We start from the raw sequence: 18002 nt of genomic DNA, 5'->3' as shown, positions 1-18002 counted from the left end.
CGTCCGGCTACTGCCGTGACTGCGGCAGCTGCAGCGGGTGCGCCGCCGCGTCCTGCGCAGCGATCCCGGCCAGCGTGTCGCGGTACGTGTCCTTGTCCAGCTCCCCGCTCATCAGCCGTCTGACGGCCATCCGTTCGTCCCGGGCAAGGCCCGGGTCCGCCGGAACCCTGTCCCGCGGGTCCGGTCTCAGATGGGCTGCCAGCCAGATCGCCAGCCGGGGCCGACGATCGAGCCGGCCACCGTCGGCGTGGTGCCTGATGGCGGTCGCGTGCAAGGCGATCAGCGCCAGGTAGACAGCACCGAGGATTGCTACGACGAGCAACGTGGCGGCCATGCGACTCACCTCCTGCCCCTTCTGACAACGTAGACGGTGGCGGGGTGGCCGCACAGTACGGACAACACCCGCATCACCCTGACACAACACCCGCCCGCTACCCCCACTGCCGGCCACGAAGTCCGGTCCTCCGGCCCTGAGAAGGGGTCGAACGGCCCTACACGGGGTACGAATGCCGGGAGTGTGATGGAACGGACAGCTGTACCCAGGAAGCGCACCTCCGCCGCCGCGACGGCCGGCACGACCAGTTCGGCGAGTCCGGGCTGTGGCCGCCGCATCACGTGGTGCCCGGCCGGCACGTCGGCGTCACCGCCGGACCGCACGCCCCGCCGCGCACCCGCCAACGACCACCGAGGATTCGCCATGACCACCACGTTCGACCTGCTCGTCGCGCATCCGTTCCTCACCGGTCTGCCGCCGCACCACCTCGCACGCCTGGCTCGCTGGGCACACCGCGCACCGTTCCGCGCCGGGGCGCGGCTCTTCGAGGAGAACGGCCGGGCGGATCGGTACTGGCTCATCCGCGACGGTTACGTCAACCTCGACATCCGGGTGCCCGGCCGCAGCGACGTCGTCCTCGAGACCATCGGCCCCGGCACCGTGCTCGGCTGGTCCTGGCTCTTCCCGCCGTACCGCTGGCACTTCGGCGCCGTCGCCGCCGGTCCGCTGCTCAGCATCGCCGTCGACGGCCCCGCCACCCGCGCGATGTGCGACGCCGACCCCGAGTTCGGCTACGAGCTGACCAAGCGCTTCATGGCAGTCGTGGTCGACCGGATGCAGGCCACCAGGATCCGGCTGCTCGACCTGTACCGGGCGCCGGCATGACGACGATGACCGCCTCGATACCTTGGGAGATGAGTCCGATGCGCACCGCGAGGGAGATGCTTGCCGGGGCGCACACGATTGCCGTCGTGGGCGCGTCCCGTGATCCGCAGAAGCCTGCGCACTGGGTGCCGAAGTTGTTGCAGGATCAGGGATGGCGCATCATCCCGGTCAACCCGCACGCGGACCAGGTGTTCGGCGAGCAGGCGTATGCCCGGCTCGTGGACATCCCGGTGCACGTCGACCTGGTGGACGTCTTCCGGCCCGCACCGGAGGCGCCGGAACTGGTGCGCGAGGCGGCGGCGATCGGCGCCGGCGGGGTGTGGCTGCAGCCGGGCATCGCCAGCCCGCAGGCGCGCCAGGCCGCCGACGACGCCGGTCTCGAGTACGTCGAGAACACGTGCATCGGGACGGAACGGGCACTGGCGCAGATGGTCGTCGGCGGCACCACACCGCGTTCCGAGGTGTACCGCGGCCTCAGCCCGCAGGCCGAGCTGGAGGTCCGGCCGCTGGTCCGGCACCACCGCATCGGCGCGCCGGGCGCGGAGCAGCACCCGGTGCGGCTGTCGACCGCGGCGCCGTGGCTGTCGCCGAAGCACCGGGCCGTCTGCCGGTCGGCGCCGAGGATCTGGACCGAAGGCCGGGCCCGGACCCGGATCTGCCGCATCCGTGCTCGCTACAGCGCCTCGGTTCCCGCATGAGCACAGCGCGGCTTCCGGCCGGCACATGCCCAGCTGCTTGCGGTGCCGTCAGGCGTGCTGGGCGATGAGGACGGGAATCGTGGCGTGGTCGAGCACCTGCTGGGTCACCGAGCCGAGCCGGAGGTCGTCGAAGCCGTCCCTTCCACGGGGGCCGAGCACGACCATGAGCGCGTCGCTGCCCTCGGCGAGCAGGACAGGGGCCGCCGTGCCGCGGACGGCGCGGAGGTCGACCGGCACGGTGGGATACTTCGCCTGCCACGGTTCCAGATCGGCGGCCAGCGCGTCGTGCACGGCAGCGGCGAGCCGGGTGAGGTCCGCGGCGCGGCCCCAGCGGCGCGCCGGCTCGCGCCACGCGCGTACCGCGACCAGGTGCACGCCGCGCGTCGCCGCCTCCGAGAACGCCAGCCCCACCGCGAACTCGGAGGGTGCCGAGCCGTCGGAACCGACGACGATCGGCTGCTGCGGCAGCGGACGCTCCGGCCCGGTCCAGCGCTCGGCGTGGTGGACGATCAGCACAGGGCAGTACGCATGCGTGGCCAACTGAAGCCCGACGGAGCCGTCCAGCAGCGAGTGGAAGCCCCTCGTCCTGCGGCTGCCCACCACCACGAGGCTCGCATGGCGCGACTCCTCGATGAGCACGTGGGCCGGACTGCCGTGCCAGGTGGACGTGGTGATGTGCAGGCCGCGGTGCCAGTTGCGGGCCTCTATCGCCGCCTCGAGTGCGATCACGTGCTCGTCCACGGCCTGTTCGGACGGGCCTGGAACGCCCAGCGCGTGGGTGATCCGGAGCGGCTTGCCGTGGCGCACCGCCTCGTCGACGGCCCACCGGACCGCACCGAGGCTGGCCGGCGAGCCGTCGACACCCACGATCACCGGACGACGGTTGGCGATCATGACGCCCTCCCTTGCCGGTGCGACTGCCGCTGAAAGCGGCCTCTCCACTCTTCACCATGCCCCGGCAGGTGTCCGCCGTGCAGGGGCTGTCGGTCTCGAGGTCAGCCGTGCGGGCCGTCCCGGACGACGAGGACCGGGCTGTGCGCGTGGTGGAGCAGGTGCCGGCTCCGACATTCTCGTGCACTCCCTATCGGATGATCGCCACCGGGCAGGCGGCGTGCTGGATGACGGCCTGGCTCACGGAACCCAGCAGCAGACCGGTGAAGCCGCCACGGCCGCGGGAGCCGACGACGAGCAGGTCCGCACCGGCGGACAGTTCGGTCAGCACCCCGGCCGCGCGGCCGCGCACGACGGCACGGCGGACGTCGACGTCCGGGTACTTCTCGATCCAGCCGGTGACTGATTCGGCGAGGACACGGAGCTCGTCGTCCTGGAGGATCTCCTCGTCGTAGACCAGCGGCAGCAGGTCGCCGGGGCCCGTGGTGCCGGGCCGCAGATACGCCTGGACGGCGGTGAGCTCGATGCCGCGGAACGAGGCCTGTTCGAAGGCGAACTGCAGCGCGCGTTCGGCGTCGTGGGAGCCGTCGATGCCGACGAGGACCCGGCCGGCCTCCGGGCCGGGCGGCCGGTCGGTGTGTCGCACGACGACGACCGGGCACGCGGCGTGGGCGGCGAGTTCGACGCCGACGGATCCGAGGAGCAGGCCGGTGAAGCCGCCGAGGCCGCGGTTGCCAACGACGACGGTGGCGGCGCGCCTGGAGGCGGCCACGAGTGCGGCGGCCGCCTGCTGGATCGGCATGTCGGTGCTGACGTCGAGCGCCGGGGCGACCGTGCGGGCCCGGGTGACGGCTTCGTCGAGGATCTGCTGAGCGGCCTCCCGCATGGTCTGCTCGTACAGTTTCGGCGGCACGGGGACGGCCGGCGGCGGGTACACGGTGGGCCACAGGAACGCGTGCACGATACGGAGCGGGCGGTGCCGGCGCATCGCGTCGGCCGCGGCCCAGTCGACTGCGTTGAGACTGTCGGGTGAGCCGTCGACCCCGACGACCACCGCGGTTCCGGTGCTCATGGCGGCTACCTCCTCAGGAGCGCGACCCGGTGCCCGGCGCCTCCCTGCCCGTGCGCCGGGGCTACCTTGAGCGTCCTGCTCCGGCGGCAAGGCCGCCAGGGCCGTTGGACCCGTGCGGGCCGGGGCGTGGGTCTTGCGCAGTCGTATCGATGACGTTATACATTGAAGACGCTTTACTGTTAACTTTATTTACCATTGGCGGAGGGTTCTATGCGACGACGCGCCCTGCACCTCTTGTCCGCCGCGACGGCTGCCCTGCTGGCCGGATCCGCGGCGTTCTTCGTGGCCACCGCCAATGCGGAGGTGGACCACGCGGCCTGCCGCCCGGACGGGCTCTACCAGACGCCCGGCGTGGCGGTCCCGTACTGCGACGTCTACGACACGAACGGCCGTGAGACCCTCGGCGCCGACCACGGCCGCCGGATCATCGGTTACTTCACCAACTGGCGGACCGGCAAGAACGGCGCCCCGGCCTACCTGGTCAACCAGATCCCGTGGGACCGGATCACCCACATCAACTACGCGTTCGCGCACGTCGACGCGGGGAACAGGATCTCGGTGGGCACACCCACCGCCGCGAACAACGCCTCGACGAACATGACCTGGCCCGGCGTCACCGGCGCGGAGATGGACCCGGCGTACTCGTACACCGGGCACTTCAACCTGCTGAACAAGTTCAAGAAGCAGCACCCGAACGTCAAGACCCTCGTGAGCGTCGGCGGCTGGGCCGAGACCGGCGGCTACTTCGGCGACGACGGCAACCGGGTCGACTCGGGCGGTTTCTACCGCATGACCACAAACGCCGACAACAGTGTGAACGTCGCCGGGATCAGCGCGTTCGCCGACTCCGTCGTGACGTTCCTGCGCACGTACGGGTTCGACGGCGTCGACATCGACTACGAGTACCCGACGTCGAACAACAAGGCCGGCAACCCGCTCGACTTCGCCCAGGCCGACGCCAAGCGGGCCGGGCTGAACGCGTCGTACCACGTGCTCATGAAGACGCTGCGGGAGAAGCTCGACGCGGCCGCCGCCGCGGACGGCAAGTACTACATGGTGACCGTCGCCGCGCCCGCGTCCGGCTGGCTGCTGCGCGGTCTCGAGGCGTACCAGGCGCTGCAGTACCTCGACTACGTCAACATCATGTCGTACGACCTGCACGGCTCCTGGAACCACTTCGTCGGGCCGAACGCGGCGCTGTACGACAACGGCGACGACGCGGAGCTCGCACAGGGCGGCGTCTACGGGGCGTACCAGAACATCGGCTACCTCAACACCGACTGGGCCTACCACTACTTCCGCGGCGCGATGCAGTCCGGCCGGATCAACATCGGCGTGCCGTACTACACCCGCGGCTGGCGCGGTGTCACCGGCGGCACCAACGGCCTGTGGGGGCGCGCGGCCCTGCCCGACCAGACGAAGTGCCCGGCCGGCACCGGCGGCGCGATCGGCTCCACCACGCCGTGCGGCAACGGCGCGGTCGGCATCGACAACCTCTGGCACGACGTCGAGCTCAACGCCGAGGTGCCTGCCGGCGCCAACCCGATGTGGCACGCGAAGAACCTGCAGGACGGCCGCACGGGCAGCTACCTCGAGGCGTACGGGCTGACCCCGGCGACCGACCCCGAGGACCGCGTCACCGGCACGTACGCCCGCAACTACTCCAGCGCCCTCGTCGCGCCCTGGCTGTGGAACGCGCAGAAGCAGGTCTTCCTGTCCACGGAGGACGACCAGTCGCTCGGGGTCAAGGCCGACTACGTCGTGAACAAGGGCATCGGCGGCGTCATGATCTGGGAGCTCGCCGGCGACTACGCGTGGGACGCCACGCGCGGCGAGTACTTCATGGGCAACACGCTCACGAACGTCCTTTACGACAAGTTCAAGGCGGCCGCCCCGTACGGCGCCCGCAAGGCGAACATCACCATGCCGGCCCAGACGCTCAACGTCGGCGTCCAGGTGGGCGGTTTCGCGCTCGGCGACAACAACTACCCGATCAACCCGGAGCTGCGCCTGGTCAACAACTCCGGCGCGCCGATTCCGGCCGGTGCCCAGCTCGAGTTCGACTACCCGACCACCACCCCCGGCACGCTCGGACAGCAGTCCGGCTGGGCGCTGACGGTCGTCTCGACCGGTCACACCGGCAGTAACGTCGGCGGCCTCAAGGGCGACTTCCACCGCGTCCGGCTGACGGTCCCGACCGCGATCGCGGCCGGCTCGTACGCCGAGGTCACGCTCAACTACCAGCTGCCCATCTCCGGCCCGTCCAACTTCACGCTGACGTTCGGCGGCCAGACCTATGCCCTCGCGGCCGACCACGCCCGCGGCGGCGTCGCGCCGACGCTCTCGCCGACCGTGTCGCCGTCCGGCTCCACGTCGACCGGGGTCTGCACGGCACCGGCGTGGGCGGCGTCCACCGCGTACACCGGCGGAAACCTGGTGTCGTACAACGGCCGCACGTGGCGGGCCCAGTGGTGGACGCAGGGCGACACGCCCGGTACCAACGCCGTCTGGGTTGACCAGGGCGCCTGCTCCGGCACGTCCCCGTCGGCCTCGGTGTCCGCGTCGCCCAGCCGTTCCGCGTCGGCGTCGGCGTCCCCCAGCGTCTCGACCGGCACCGGTTGCGCGTCGCTGCCCGTGTGGAACGCGAGCACCGCCTACAGCGGCAACACGGTCGTCCAGCACGGCGGCCGCAAGTACCGGGCGAAGTGGTGGACCCAGGGTGAGAACCCGACGACGACCGGCCAGTGGGGCGTCTGGGAGGACCAGGGCGCCTGCTGACCGGTAGCGATCAGGCCGCCGGACGCCCTCGACGAGGGCGTCCGGCGGTCGGCTCAGTGCGGGGTCAGCCGCACCCGGCGCAGCAGCTGTGCGTTGAGCGCGACGACGATGGTCGAGGCGGACATGAGCACGGCGCCGACGGCGGGGCTGAGCGTCACCCCGGCCCAGGCGAGGACCCCGGCGGCGAGCGGCAGGGCCACGACGTTGTAGCCGGCGGCCCAGGCCAGATTCTGGACCATCTTGCGGTAGCCGGCCCGGGACAGCCGGATCACGCCGGTGACGCCGCGCGGGTCGGACGAGGCGAGGACGACCCCGGCCGACTCGATGGCGACGTCGGTGCCGGCGCCGATGGCGATGCCCACGTCGGCGCGGGCGAGGGCGGGCGCGTCGTTGACGCCGTCGCCGACCATCGCGACCCGAAGGCCCCGCTCCTGCAGTGCGGCGACGGTGCGGTCCTTGTCCACCGGCAGCACCTCGGCGAAGACCTCGTCGACGCCGGGGCGCAGCCCGAGGTCGGCCGCCACCGCGTCGGCGACCTGGCGGGCGTCGCCCGTGATCATGACGATCTTGCCGACGCCCTCGGCGCGCAGGTCGGCGATCGCCTGCCGGGCCTCGGGGCGGACCTCGTCCTCGAGCGCGAAGGCCGCGACGACGGCAGGGGCGCCGGTCAGCCGGACCAGGTGCAGCACGGCCGCGCCGCGGCCGGCCCAGGCCGCGGTGGCCGCGACGAGATCGTCCGGGACCGTCGCCCGCAGTTCCCGCAGCAGTGCGGGTCCGCCCACGGCGTAGTCGGCACCGTCGACGGTGGCGTGGACCCCGCGGCCGGGCAGCGCCCGGAACCCGGCCGCCCGCAGGGCCGGGCCGCCGGTGCGGTCCGCCGCCGCGACCAGCGCCCGGGCGAGCGGGTGTTCGCTGTCGGACTCGACCGCTCCGGCGATCCGCAACGCCTCATCGGAGTCGGTGCCGGTGGTGGCCGCCGTGGCGGTGACGGTGTGCGCGCCCTTGGTCAGGGTGCCGGTCTTGTCGAACAGCACGGCGTCGACGGTGCGCATCCGCTCCAGCGCGAGCCGGTCCTTGACCAGGATCCCGGCCTTCGCGGACACCGCCGTGGACAGTGCGATGACGAGCGGGATGGCCAGGCCGAGCGCGTGCGGGCACGCGATGACGAGCACGGTGACGGTCCGGACGACCGACTCCTGCGGGTCGCCGAGGACCCACCACGCGGCGAAGGTGACCAGGCCGGTGCCGACGGCGACGTAGAACAGCCAGGCGGCGAACCGGTCGGCGAGGACCTGGGCCCGGCCCCGCGACCGCTGCGCGTCGCTGACGAGGCGCTGGATGCCCGCCAGGGCGGTGTCGTCGCCGACGGCCTCGACCCGCACCCGCAGCGCCGAGTCGGTGGCGACCGTCCCGGCCACCACCCGGTCGCCGACGGTGCGGGCGACCGGCCGTGACTCGCCGGTCACCATCGACTCGTCGAGTTCCGCTGCGCCACCGACGATCCGTCCGTCGGCCGGCACGCGGCCGCCGGCGCGGACCAGGACCGTGTCGCCGACGCGGAGGTCGGCCAGCGTCACCCGCTGGGGTGTCCCGCCGGCGTCGAGGCGCTCGGCGTCGTCGGGCAGCAGCGCCGCGAGCGCCGCGAGCGCGCCGCTGGCCTGGCCGATCGCCTTCATCTCCTGCCAGTGGCCCAGCAGCATGATGGTGACCAGGGCGGCGAGCTCCCACCAGAACTCGAGGTCGAACAGCCCGAGGCTGGTGGCCAGCGACGCCGTGTAGGCCACGGTGATCGCCATGGCGATGAGCAGCATCATGCCGGGCGCCCGGTCGCGGATCTCGCTGACCGCCCCGGCCAGGAACGGCCATCCGCCGTAGAGGAAGACGGCGGTGCCGAGCACCGGGCCGACCCAGGCCATGCCGGGGAAGTCCAGCCGGTATCCGAACCAGTCCATGACCATGTGGCTCGTCGCGACGACCGGCACGGTCAGCACCAGCGACAGCCAGAACTTGCGCCGGAACGCCTCCGGGTCGTGCCCGGCGTGCTTGTCGTGTCCGGTGTGCCCGGCGTGCTTGTCGTGCCCGGCGTGTGGTTCGTCCGGGCCCGTCGGGGTAGCGGGCGGGTGGTGTGCGCCGTGCGGCGCGTGCACGCTGCTGCCGTGACCGCCCGCGTGGCCGCCGTGGCCAGGGGAGTGGTGGGTGGTGTGCTCGGACATGCTCGGCTCCCTTCCGCCGAGAACTATACCCCCAGGGGGTATAGTTCGTCCGAGTGGTGTCGGACACTATGGTTCTCCGACGAAGGATAGGAGATGATGGTCGTGATGGCGCGGTTCGCCACCCGGCACGCCGGTGGACACGCCGCTCGCTGGTTCGCGGTCATCGCCGTCCTGCTGGCCCTCGCCGTGGGGTGGATGCACACGGCCGCCGTCGCGCCGCCGCACCCCGGACCGCATGCCCAGCCGCACCGGGATGTCACGTCCGTGGCCGTGAGCGAGCGAACCGGCGCGTGGATCGTGGCCGCGACCCGCGACGGTGAACACTGCGGGGCGGCCACCGGCCACGCGGGCGGTGACTGTCCCGGCGGTGACCACGCCCGGTCGATGTGCCAGGCGCCGCCGCCCGGTGGCCCGGTGCTGGGCTCGCCGCCGCCGCAGCCGTCGGGCGCCGTGCCCGCGGACGTCACCGCGGCGCTGCCGGCCACGACGGCTGCCGAAGCCGCCGGTGGCAGCGGCTGTGGTCCACCGTCATTGGCGATGCTGTCCGTCCTGCGAACGTAAGCCGACTCCTGATCCGACGTTGCCCATCGGGCGAGCGCCGTCCCGCGTTCGTCCGCCTCAACTCGCACAGATCACGAGGAGTCGTCATGAAAGCCATCACCGATCCGCGTGCCCGGCGCGTCCGCGTCGCCGCTGCCGGCGGCGCGCTCGCGCTGGCGCTGTTCACCGCTGCCTGCGGTGGCCACGACAGCGGCAACGGCAACAGCGCGGACCACAACATGGGCGGGCAGCCCAGCGCGTCGGCGCCGAGAACGGGTGCCACCTTCAACGGCACCGACGTCAAGTTCGCCACCGACATGATCCCGCACCACCAGCAGGCCGTCGACATGGCAAAGCTCGCCGAGACGAAGGCCGCAACGCCGGCGGTGAAGGACCTCGCCGCGCGGATCAGCAAGGCGCAGGGGCCGGAGATCGCCACCATGTCCGGGTGGCTGAAGGCCTGGGGCGAGCCGGTCCCGAGTGCCGGCGCCATGGACCACGGCATGGATCATTCGATGCCCGGCATGATGAGCCAGCAGGAGATGCAACAGCTGGCCGCGGCGTCCGGGACCGCGTTCGACAAGATGTTCCTCACCATGATGATCAAGCATCATGAGGGAGCGGTCGAGATGGCCAGGACCGAGCAGGAAAAGGGGGCCGATCCGGCCGCGAAGAAGCTCGCCGCCGACATCGCCACCAGTCAGACCGCCGAGATTGCCGAGATGAAAGCCATGCTGGCCAAGCTGTGACCCGCTGAGCGTGGCGCCAGGACGGTCCGGGTGGCCGTCCTGGCGCCACGCGCGGCTTCCGGCCCGGACCCGCGCGGCGGCGTTCCGACCTGCCAGTACCCGGTGATGCAGTGGGCGCATCGCCGGGCTGCGGCATGCTCGGTGGCGGATTCATGCAGGGGTTTACGCAGGTATACCAATCCGTTATGGTCATGCCGTTCGCTGTGGCTTGCCGTCGCCGTTCGAGGTGACGTCACGGCGGACCCGTCGAGTCGTGTTCGCACGAGCCGGGGAACCAAGCACAACTGGGGTGAATCCACGGGGCTTCGTGCCCCGCGGTAGGGCGATCTTCCCGTCCGAATCCGTCAGCTAACCCGGTAGGCGGTCTCGGAAGGAGCATTGCGTGCAGACCCTCGTATGGCGGCGCACCAGTCGTCGCACCTCGACCTGCGGCCCGAGCGTTCACACCGCGCCGGCGGCGCGTGGGCGGAGTCCGATCCGGTAGCCGTTCCGGCACGGATGCCGTTCGCCCCCACAATGACCACGGCCCACGTTCGTCTGTCCTCTCTGGACAGTCGGGCCGGTCTCTCTTCATCCTGCCGGCACCGTTCAGCCGGCAGGGCCGCCGCTTGCCGCCTTGCCGGCGGTCGCGTTCTCCGCATGTCTGTCGAGGTTTCCCGTGAAGCACTTGCCCACACGTCATATCACCACCGTTTTGGTCCCGGGGGCGCCGCATGTCCGCCGCTGAGATCGACGGCCCCCGCCACCTGCGGCGGTCCCGTCGTGGCCGCCACGCGGCCCGCCCGAGGATCGGGCTGTATTCCGCGGCGGCCGTCGTCGCGGTCGCGGCGCTCGGCTCGTCGTTGATGCCGTCCTCTTCGTCCATCAGATCGGATGCCGGGTCGGTATCGCGGGCCGAGATGGTGCTGGAGAGCGATGCGGAGCGGGCGGAGGCGGCCCGGAACGGCGTGTCCCGCGGCGACGAGCGCGGGCGGGAACAGCCCAGCAGGCAACCGTCGGCGTCGGCGAGCGCCCAGCCGAAGCCGTCGCCGGCGCAGACGTCCCCGCCGGCTGCGCCGAAGGCGTCACCGACCGTCCACCGGCCCGTCGGCGGGCTTACGCAGGCCGAGATGAACAACGCCGTCGCCATCATCGAGGTCGGCCAGCAGTTGAAGCTGCCGCAGCGCGCGTTCGTGGTGGCGATCGCCACCGCCCTGCAGGAAAGCCATCTGCGCAACCTCGCGAACGCGAACCTTTCGGAGTCGTTGCGCCGCCCCAACGAGGGTGTCGGGTACGACCACGACTCGGTCGGCCTGTTCCAGCAGCGGCCGAACTGGGGAACGGTCGCCCAGCTGATGGATCCGCGCGAGTCCGCGCGCCGCTTCTACTCGGCGCTGGTGAAGGTCTCCGGCTGGGAGCGGATGGCCGTCACCGTCGCGGCGCAGACGGTGCAGGTGTCCGCGTTCCCGAACGCCTACGCCAAGTGGCAGCCCCTCGCCGAGCAGATCGTGGCCGCCGTCGTATGACGCTGGACAGTAGTTCGCTCGATGCGTTGCGTAGCAACGTCTGTCCGATCGCGGCCGTCGTGCGTGCGGAATGCCGCAGGATCCGCCCGCAGGCTTGGCAGGACCGGATCGCAACAGTAGTGTCACATCGTCTGAGCTGGTCGTTTGCCGTCACAGGACGGCGCCGGCGCAGACCCGCCGAGTCGTGCACACGAGCCGGGGAACCATGCAGTTCCGGGGTGAATCCACGGGCCTCACCGTCCGTGGTAGGGCGAGCTTCCCGCCCGAATCCGTCAGCTAACCCGGTAGGCGGTATCGGAAGGAGAGTCTCAGCATGTTCGACCGGAATCGTGGCGCGCCCGCCTGTCCCCTGTGCGCACGGCGCCCTGCCGGAACATGACCGTCCCGTAAGGACGTCCCGGAGCACCCGACCGACTTCGATCGGGGCAGCCCCCTGCGACACTGACGCACCGGCTGGGCCGGCCGTCCGATGCTGCGGCAACGCCGTCGGAACGGTGCCGGCCCGGTGCGCCCGGGTTGTGCGGCCGCACCGCGCCGCAGCCCATTGACGCACGACGCCCAGCCGCTCGGTGCTGCCGAGTGGCAGCGCGTCCGCGTCCTCGCCCCGGCCGCTTCGCAGCTGTCCGGCGCGTCTCCACGTCACCATTCGCTCAATCATGCCGGTCAGACGGCACCTGTTCAGGAGTACCACCGTGCACCATCGCCCAGCCCGCAAGAAGTTCCGACACGCCGCACCGCGTCGCGCGTTCCCTGCCCTCATGGGCTCCGCCGCACTGGTCGCCGCGGCCGCGGCCACCGCGGCGCTGCTGAACCAGACCCAGGGGCCGGCCAACGCCCATGACAGCGCCGTAGCGGCCCTCGCGCAGGCTGCCATCGTCGCCGGCGACGGTGCTGCGAAAGAGGCACCGTCGAGCCCGGCGCCGCCGGCCGCGGCCTCGAACGCGCCGGCGGAGAAGGTGGTGGACTACGACTTCCAGTTCCAGCCGAACTACTACTACTGCGGCCCGGCATCCACGCGGATCGTACTGACCTCCAACGGTGTCACGATGTCCCAGGACGAGATCGCGAGGAAGCTCGGAACCACGGTCAACGGCACCGACTCGGCGAACGACACCACGCGGGCGCTCAACAGCGTGCTCGGCAAGGACGTGTACCAGACCCGCATGATCCCGGGCCAGAAGGCAACCGCCGCGGAAGCCGAGCAGCTCCAGCAGGACGTCGTCCGCGCACTCGGCAGCGGGCGCGCGGTCGTCGCCAACATCGTCGGCGGCGCGCGGGACGCCGTGGGTGTCTGGCACGAGTTCCCCGGCGGTCACTACATCACGATCGTCGGATACCGCGACAACGGCCGCACCGTCCAGATCGCCGACCCGTCAGGCATGTTCGGCCCGCGCACGTACTGGATGCCGACCGGCACCATGGCCAACTGGGTGGCGGCGCGGGGCTACTCGGCCTGAGCATCCTGCCGCCGGCGCCGATGTGGCGCGCGTCTCGGGACCGGCGGGCCCGCGTGGGGGCAGGATGGAGGCGTGGCGGGCATGGTGCGTGTGGATCTCGGCGAGGTCGGCTACACGGAAGCGATCGAGGCGATGCGCGGCTGGGTCGCCGAGCGGCAGGCCGGGACCGCACCGGACCGGCTCTTCCTGCTCAGCCATCCGCCGGTGGTCACCTACGGCCGGCACACGCCGCCCGGGGACCTGCCGCAGGACGGGTCGTTGCAGACGGTCGAGGTCGACCGGGGCGGCCACGCGACCTACCACGGTCCCGGCCAACTGGTCGGCTACCTCGTCATGAACCTGCGGGAACGCGGCCCCGGCGACGTGGTGCGCTGGCTCGAGCTCGGGCTGATCGCAGCGCTCGCCGAGCTCGGATTCGCCGCGGTACGGCGGGAAACCCCGAAGGGCGAATCCTCCCTCGTCGGCGTGTGGACTCCCGAGCACCACAAGCTGGCGTCGATCGGCATGCGCATCCGGGGCAGCGTCACCAGTCACGGCTTCGCGCTCAACATCGACTCCGACCTGGACGTGTACGACCGCTTCACCGCCTGCCGCCTCGACGGCGTGACGATGACGTCGTTGCGCCGTCTGGCGGAGGCGGCCGGCGTGCCGACCCCGGCCGAGTCGGACGTCCGCGACGCGGTGGCGCGGCACCTGGGGGCATGAACCGCACGATGTGACGTGTCACGAACAACGTCGGTTCAGTCGGGGTGAGCCCGTGCCGAACCGTGGCATCGGGCACGTGTGGCGGCAGCCTGTTCGGCGGCGACCCGGTGCTGGCCGAGGGCCAGGGCGACTTCACCACGGGCGCGTCGGTTCGCCGTGAACGTGAAGGACCACAACTACCAGGCTGTCAAGGCATACCCGGCGGGCTTGTGATGAACCTCTGTGGACCCCGTACTAGCCAAAAGCCCGTTACTTTGCTTAGCCTTGCCTAACTTGATCTCGGAGGCCCCACTCCACACAAGAACGGAATCCTCACCATGCGTGCATGGCGTCCACTCCTCGCCGTCGCGGCCCTGAGCGTCGTGCTCGCCGGATGCGGCTCGGAGGACTCTCCCGGCAGTACGGGCAGTACGGGCAGTGCCTCCGGTCCCTGGAAGTTCACCGACGGATCCGGCAAGGTCGTCACGGCGGACAAGGTCCCCACGCGGATCATCGCCCACGCCGGCGAGGCGGCCGCCCTGATGTCCTTCGGCATCAAACCGGTCGGCATCTACGCCGACGAGTCGGTCAAGACCGACTCCAACCTCAAGGACCTCGACCTGACCGGCATCACGATCCTCGGCGAGGAGTGGGGCAAGATCGACGTGGAGAAGGCCGCCTCGCTGCGGCCGGACCTGATCGTCGCCGACTGGTGGCCCGCCGAGAAGGCGCACAGCGGCCTCGAGGAAGGCGTCGACGAGAAGAGCAAGAAGCTCGCCGAGCTGGCCCCCGTCGTGGGGGTCGCCCAGGGCAAGTCGATCCTCGAACTGGCCGAGGGTTACGAGGACCTCGCCGAGAGCCTCGGCGCGAAGGTCGACGACCCGCAGATCGCGGCGAACAAGAAGCGCTTCGAGGCGTCCCTCGCGAAGTTCAAGGAGGCGGTCGCGGCCAAGCCGGGCCTCACCGTCGGCGCGATGTCACCCAGCGACGACAAGCTCTATTTCGCCAACCCCGAGTACGCGCCGGAGCTGCTCGACTTCCAGCGCTGGGGCCTCAAGGTCATCAACCCGGGCAGCCCGGACCCGGCCTTCCCGTACTGGGAGAACCTCAGCTGGGAGAACGCCGACAAGTACCAGCCCGACCTGATCCTGTGGGACGGCCGCAGCTACAAGCCCACGGCGAACGCCGAATGGGGCCAGAAGCAGCCGACCTGGTTCAAGATCAAGGCGGCCAAGGCCGGCACGGTCGCCGCGTGGCCCGCGTACTGGCTGCACACCTACGGACACTACGCGACGGAACTGGACAAGCTGACCGAGGCCGTCAAGGCCGCCGACCCCAACATCGGCGACTGACCCGCACCCGATGACACGTCCGACGCACACCGTACGGCGAGGCGCCACCCTCGGGCCGGGCCTCGCCGTGCTGTGCGCCCTGCTCGCCCTGGTCGCCTTCCTCAGCGTGACACTGGGCTCCCGAGACATCGGCCTGGCCGAGGTGCTGCGCGCCCTGAGCAGCCTCGACAACGACGGATCCATCACCAGCACGGTGACGCTGGAGCTGCGTGTCCCGCGGACGTTGCTCGGCATCCTCGTCGGCGCGGCCCTCGGTGTGGCCGGCGCGATCCTTCAGGGTGTCACCCGCAACCCTCTCGCGGACGCCGGCATCATGGGCATCAACGCCGGGGCGGCCGTCTTCGTGGTCTTCGCCATCACCGTGCTCGGCCTGCGCGGCGTCGACGTGTACATCTGGTTCGCGTTCGCCGGCGCGATCCTGGCGACCGTCCTCGTCTACATGATCGCGTCGCTCGGCCGGGAGGGTGCCACCCCGATCAAGCTCGCGCTCGCGGGCGCGGCCGTCACCGCCGGCCTGACCTCGGTGACCACCGGCATCGTGATGACCAACGTCAACGCGCTCAACGAGCTGCGGTTCTGGCAGGTCGGGTCGCTCGCCGGGCGGTACACCCCGATCCTGACCGGGGTCGCGCCGTTCCTGATCGTCGGACTGCTCGCCTCGCTCGGGTTCGGGCGTGCCCTCAACGGGCTCGCCCTCGGTGAGGACGTCGCGCGCGGGCTCGGCCAGCGGGTCACCCGCACCCGCGCCGCGGCGTTCGGCGTGGTCGCCCTCCTCGCGGGCGCGGCCACGGCCGCCTGCGGGCCGATCGTCTTCGTCGGTCTCGTCGTGCCGCACCTCGCCCGGTTCATCTGCGGTCCCGACTACCGCTGGATCCTGCCGTACTCCATGCTGCTCGCGCCGATCGTCCTGCTGCTGGCCGACGTCCTCGGCAGGGTGGTGGCCGCGCCCGACGAGCTGCAGGTCGGTGTGGTCCTCGGCGTGCTCGGCGCGCCGGCGTTCATCGGTATCGTCCGGTACGGCCGGCTGTCGGAGGCGTGAGCGGATGACAACCGTGAAGCCGACCGATGCCCCGCCGACCGCGACGGCCCAGGCGCTACGCGCCACCCGGCGGCGTCGCGCCACCCGTTCGCTGACGGTCACCTGGAGCCTGGCCGCCGCCGTCGCCGCGCTGTTCGTGCTCACCATGATGGTGGGCAGCTTCCGGCTCGGCGCGGGCGAGGTCATCGCCTCGGTGCTGCACCTCACCGACAACCCCGGCGTCGACTTCGTCGTCCGTGAGCTGCGGCTGCCGACGGCGACGTCCGGCCTGGCCGTCGGCCTGGCCCTCGGCGCCTCCGGGACGATCTTCCAGCAGCTCCTGCGAAACCCCCTCGCCTCGCCCGACTTCGTCGGGATCACCTCCGGTGCCGGGCTCGCCGCCGTCACCGGGATCGTGGTCCTGCAGATCGGCGGGCTGGCCGTCAGCGCCTTCGCGCTCGGCGGGGCGGTCGTCGCGGCGGTACTGATGTACGTGCTCGCCTGGCGGGACGGGGTGAGCGGCTACCGCTTCATCCTCATCGGTATCGGCGTCGCGGTCTTCTTCGACGGCCTCATCGGCTACGTGCTGAGCCGGGCGCAGCTCTTCGAGGCCCGGCAGGCGATGCACTGGCTGACCGGGTCGGTCGGGCAGGCGAGCGCCCAGGAGCTGCGGCTCCTGCTGGTCGCCCTCGCCGTCCTCCTGCCGGTCGCGGTCCTGCTCCAGCGCTCGCTCCGCGCCCTGGAACTGGGCGACGACACCGCCCGCGCGCTCGGCTCGCGCACCGAACTCAGCCGTGCCGGTCTCCTCGCCACCGCCGTGGCGCTGGTCGCCCTCGCCGTCGCCGCGGCCGGTCCCATCGTGTTCGTCGCGCTCGTGGCCGGCCCGATCGCCAACCGGCTGCTCGGCCCGGCCACCGGCGGGATCGTCGCCGCCGCGCTGGTGGGCGCCGCGCTGCTGCTCACCGCCGACCTCGTCGCCGTGCACCTGCTGCCGACACCGTTGCCCACCGGGGTGGTGACCGGCGCAGTCGGCGCGCCGTACCTCCTGTGGCTGCTCGCCACCACGAACCGGCAAGGAGCGGGCGGATGACCCGACTGCGCGCTGAGGGCCTCACCCTCGGGTACGACGACCGGACGGTCGTGAACAACCTCGACGTCACCGTCCTGGACGGCAAGGTGACCGCGATCGTCGGCGCCAACGCCTGCGGCAAGTCCACCCTGCTGCGCGGGCTGGCGCGGCTGCTGAGCCCCCGCGGCGGTGCCGTGTACCTCGACGGCAGGCGCCTGGCCGAGCTCAGCACCCTCGAGGTCGCCAAGGTGCTCGGGCTGTTGCCCCAGACGCCCGTCGCGCCCGACGGCATCACCGTCGCCGACCTCGTCTCCCGGGGCCGGTACCCGCACCAGGGCTGGTTCCGGCGGTGGAGCGACACCGACGACGACGCGGTCGCCCGGGCCCTGGACGCCACCGGCACGGCCGACCTGGTCAACCGCCCGCTGCGGCAGCTCTCCGGCGGCCAGCGGCAACGCGTCTGGGTGGCCATGGCACTCGCCCAGGACACCGACCTGCTCCTGCTCGACGAGCCCACGACCTACCTGGACATCAACCACCAGGTCGAGCTGCTGCGGCTGCTGCGCAAGCTCAACGCCGGGTCCGGCAAGACGATCGTGATCGTCATGCACGACCTCAACCTCGCCTGCCGCTTCTGTGACCACGTCGTCGCGATGGCCGACGGCAGCATCGTCGCCGAAGGCGCACCGGCGGACGTGGTCACCGCCGAGCTCATCGAGAAGGTCTTCGGCCTCGCCTGCGTCGTCGTGCCCGATCCGATCGCCGGGACACCGATCATCGTCCCGGCCTGAGCCGGGGCGTTTCGGCGGCACGGCCC

At 71.5% G+C, this 18002-nt stretch carries 15 protein-coding genes, 1 pseudogene and 2 riboswitches; of the genes and pseudogenes, 12 read left to right on the top strand and 4 right to left on the bottom strand.

Annotated features, from left to right (window positions below; all coding sequences use genetic code 11):
• Positions 1–7: 7 nt before the first annotated feature.
• On the bottom strand, positions 8–334 hold the full coding sequence (locus Dfulv_RS31035) for a hypothetical protein (protein WP_259857345.1): 327 nt from the start codon (positions 332–334) through the stop codon (positions 8–10).
• A 363-nt stretch (positions 335–697) separates the two neighbouring features.
• Between Dfulv_RS31035 and Dfulv_RS31030 the strand changes: the two genes are divergently transcribed.
• On the top strand, positions 698–1159 hold the full coding sequence (locus Dfulv_RS31030; RefSeq protein WP_259857344.1) for a cyclic nucleotide-binding domain-containing protein: 462 nt from the start codon (positions 698–700) through the stop codon (positions 1157–1159).
• 38 nt (positions 1160–1197) lie between these two features.
• Positions 1198–1584: pseudogene (locus Dfulv_RS31025) on the top strand (CoA-binding protein); the annotation flags it as partial.
• A 321-nt stretch (positions 1585–1905) separates the two neighbouring features.
• Here Dfulv_RS31025 and Dfulv_RS31020 read toward each other — a convergent pair.
• Positions 1906–2751, bottom strand: a complete 846-nt coding sequence (locus Dfulv_RS31020; protein ID WP_259857343.1) for a universal stress protein — start codon at positions 2749–2751, stop codon at positions 1906–1908.
• 187 nt (positions 2752–2938) lie between these two features.
• Positions 2939–3820: a universal stress protein gene (locus Dfulv_RS31015; RefSeq protein ID WP_259857342.1), complete on the bottom strand. Its 882-nt coding sequence runs from the start codon at positions 3818–3820 to the stop codon at positions 2939–2941.
• A 210-nt stretch (positions 3821–4030) separates the two neighbouring features.
• Here Dfulv_RS31015 and Dfulv_RS31010 point away from each other — a divergent pair, with 210 nt between their 5' ends.
• Positions 4031–6598 carry a chitinase C-terminal domain-containing protein gene (locus Dfulv_RS31010; protein ID WP_259857341.1) on the top strand — a complete coding sequence of 856 codons (2568 nt, stop codon included), beginning with the start codon at positions 4031–4033 and terminating at the stop codon, positions 6596–6598.
• A gap of 53 nt (positions 6599–6651) precedes the next feature.
• Here Dfulv_RS31010 and Dfulv_RS31005 read toward each other — a convergent pair whose 3' ends face one another.
• The gene (locus Dfulv_RS31005; RefSeq protein WP_259857340.1) at positions 6652–8811 is read right to left on the bottom strand and encodes a copper-translocating P-type ATPase; all 2160 of its coding nucleotides are present in this window, start codon (positions 8809–8811) and stop codon (positions 6652–6654) included.
• Positions 8812–8904: 93 nt separating this feature from the next.
• Between Dfulv_RS31005 and Dfulv_RS31000 the strand changes: the two genes are divergently transcribed.
• From Dfulv_RS31000 to Dfulv_RS30960, 9 genes are all read left to right on the top strand, one after another.
• Entirely contained in the window at positions 8905–9372 is a 468-nt protein-coding gene (locus tag Dfulv_RS31000; protein WP_259857339.1) for a DUF6153 family protein, read from the top strand.
• A gap of 86 nt (positions 9373–9458) precedes the next feature.
• On the top strand, positions 9459–10100 hold the full coding sequence (locus Dfulv_RS30995; RefSeq protein WP_259857338.1) for a DUF305 domain-containing protein: 642 nt from the start codon (positions 9459–9461) through the stop codon (positions 10098–10100).
• 234 nt (positions 10101–10334) lie between these two features.
• Positions 10335–10478: riboswitch (cyclic di-AMP (ydaO/yuaA leader) on the top strand.
• A 335-nt stretch (positions 10479–10813) separates the two neighbouring features.
• Positions 10814–11605 carry a hypothetical protein gene (locus tag Dfulv_RS30990; protein WP_259857337.1) on the top strand — a complete coding sequence of 264 codons (792 nt, stop codon included), beginning with the start codon at positions 10814–10816 and terminating at the stop codon, positions 11603–11605.
• Between the two features lie 165 nt (positions 11606–11770).
• Positions 11771–11911: riboswitch (cyclic di-AMP (ydaO/yuaA leader) on the top strand.
• A gap of 452 nt (positions 11912–12363) precedes the next feature.
• Positions 12364–13062 (top strand): C39 family peptidase, encoded by a 699-nt coding sequence (locus Dfulv_RS30985; protein WP_259857336.1) that lies wholly within the window; start codon positions 12364–12366, stop codon positions 13060–13062.
• 81 nt (positions 13063–13143) lie between these two features.
• Entirely contained in the window at positions 13144–13767 is a 624-nt protein-coding gene (lipB, locus tag Dfulv_RS30980; protein WP_259857335.1) for a lipoyl(octanoyl) transferase LipB, read from the top strand.
• A 317-nt stretch (positions 13768–14084) separates the two neighbouring features.
• Positions 14085–15098, top strand: a complete 1014-nt coding sequence (locus Dfulv_RS30975) for an ABC transporter substrate-binding protein (protein WP_259857334.1) — start codon at positions 14085–14087, stop codon at positions 15096–15098.
• A gap of 10 nt (positions 15099–15108) precedes the next feature.
• Complete coding sequence (locus Dfulv_RS30970; RefSeq protein ID WP_259857333.1) at positions 15109–16137, top strand: FecCD family ABC transporter permease; 1029 nt, start codon at positions 15109–15111, stop codon at positions 16135–16137.
• 4 nt (positions 16138–16141) lie between these two features.
• Positions 16142–17206, top strand: coding sequence for a FecCD family ABC transporter permease (locus Dfulv_RS30965; protein WP_259857332.1), 1065 nt, complete (start codon positions 16142–16144; stop codon positions 17204–17206).
• Complete coding sequence (locus Dfulv_RS30960; RefSeq protein ID WP_259857331.1) at positions 17203–17976, top strand: ABC transporter ATP-binding protein; 774 nt, start codon at positions 17203–17205, stop codon at positions 17974–17976. The genes Dfulv_RS30965 and Dfulv_RS30960 overlap by 4 nt, the downstream gene beginning before the upstream one ends.
• Positions 17977–18002: the final 26 nt, after the last annotated feature.

It is taken from the genome of Dactylosporangium fulvum (assembly GCF_025137375.1).
Classification (GTDB): Bacteria; Actinomycetota; Actinomycetes; order Mycobacteriales; family Micromonosporaceae; genus Dactylosporangium; species Dactylosporangium fulvum.
Note: the sequence above shows the minus strand (reverse complement) of the source record. Positions and strands in the feature narration are given on the sequence as shown.

Excerpts from the sequence above, each read along its gene's own strand:
- Dfulv_RS31035 (WP_259857345.1), bottom strand. The coding sequence starts at position 334 with ATGGCCGCCACGTTGCTCGTCGTAGCAATCCTCGGTGCTGTCTACCTG.
- Dfulv_RS31030 (WP_259857344.1), top strand. The coding sequence starts at position 698 with ATGACCACCACGTTCGACCTGCTCGTCGCGCATCCGTTCCTCACCGGT.
- Dfulv_RS31020 (WP_259857343.1), bottom strand. The coding sequence starts at position 2,751 with ATGATCGCCAACCGTCGTCCGGTGATCGTGGGTGTCGACGGCTCGCCG.
- Dfulv_RS31015 (WP_259857342.1), bottom strand. The coding sequence starts at position 3,820 with ATGAGCACCGGAACCGCGGTGGTCGTCGGGGTCGACGGCTCACCCGAC.
- Dfulv_RS31010 (WP_259857341.1), top strand. The coding sequence starts at position 4,031 with ATGCGACGACGCGCCCTGCACCTCTTGTCCGCCGCGACGGCTGCCCTG.
- Dfulv_RS31005 (WP_259857340.1), bottom strand. The coding sequence starts at position 8,811 with ATGTCCGAGCACACCACCCACCACTCCCCTGGCCACGGCGGCCACGCG.
- Dfulv_RS31000 (WP_259857339.1), top strand. The coding sequence starts at position 8,905 with ATGATGGTCGTGATGGCGCGGTTCGCCACCCGGCACGCCGGTGGACAC.
- Dfulv_RS30995 (WP_259857338.1), top strand. The coding sequence starts at position 9,459 with ATGAAAGCCATCACCGATCCGCGTGCCCGGCGCGTCCGCGTCGCCGCT.
- Dfulv_RS30990 (WP_259857337.1), top strand. The coding sequence starts at position 10,814 with ATGTCCGCCGCTGAGATCGACGGCCCCCGCCACCTGCGGCGGTCCCGT.
- Dfulv_RS30985 (WP_259857336.1), top strand. The coding sequence starts at position 12,364 with ATGGGCTCCGCCGCACTGGTCGCCGCGGCCGCGGCCACCGCGGCGCTG.
- lipB (WP_259857335.1), top strand. The coding sequence starts at position 13,144 with ATGGTGCGTGTGGATCTCGGCGAGGTCGGCTACACGGAAGCGATCGAG.
- Dfulv_RS30975 (WP_259857334.1), top strand. The coding sequence starts at position 14,085 with ATGCGTGCATGGCGTCCACTCCTCGCCGTCGCGGCCCTGAGCGTCGTG.
- Dfulv_RS30970 (WP_259857333.1), top strand. The coding sequence starts at position 15,109 with ATGACACGTCCGACGCACACCGTACGGCGAGGCGCCACCCTCGGGCCG.
- Dfulv_RS30965 (WP_259857332.1), top strand. The coding sequence starts at position 16,142 with ATGACAACCGTGAAGCCGACCGATGCCCCGCCGACCGCGACGGCCCAG.
- Dfulv_RS30960 (WP_259857331.1), top strand. The coding sequence starts at position 17,203 with ATGACCCGACTGCGCGCTGAGGGCCTCACCCTCGGGTACGACGACCGG.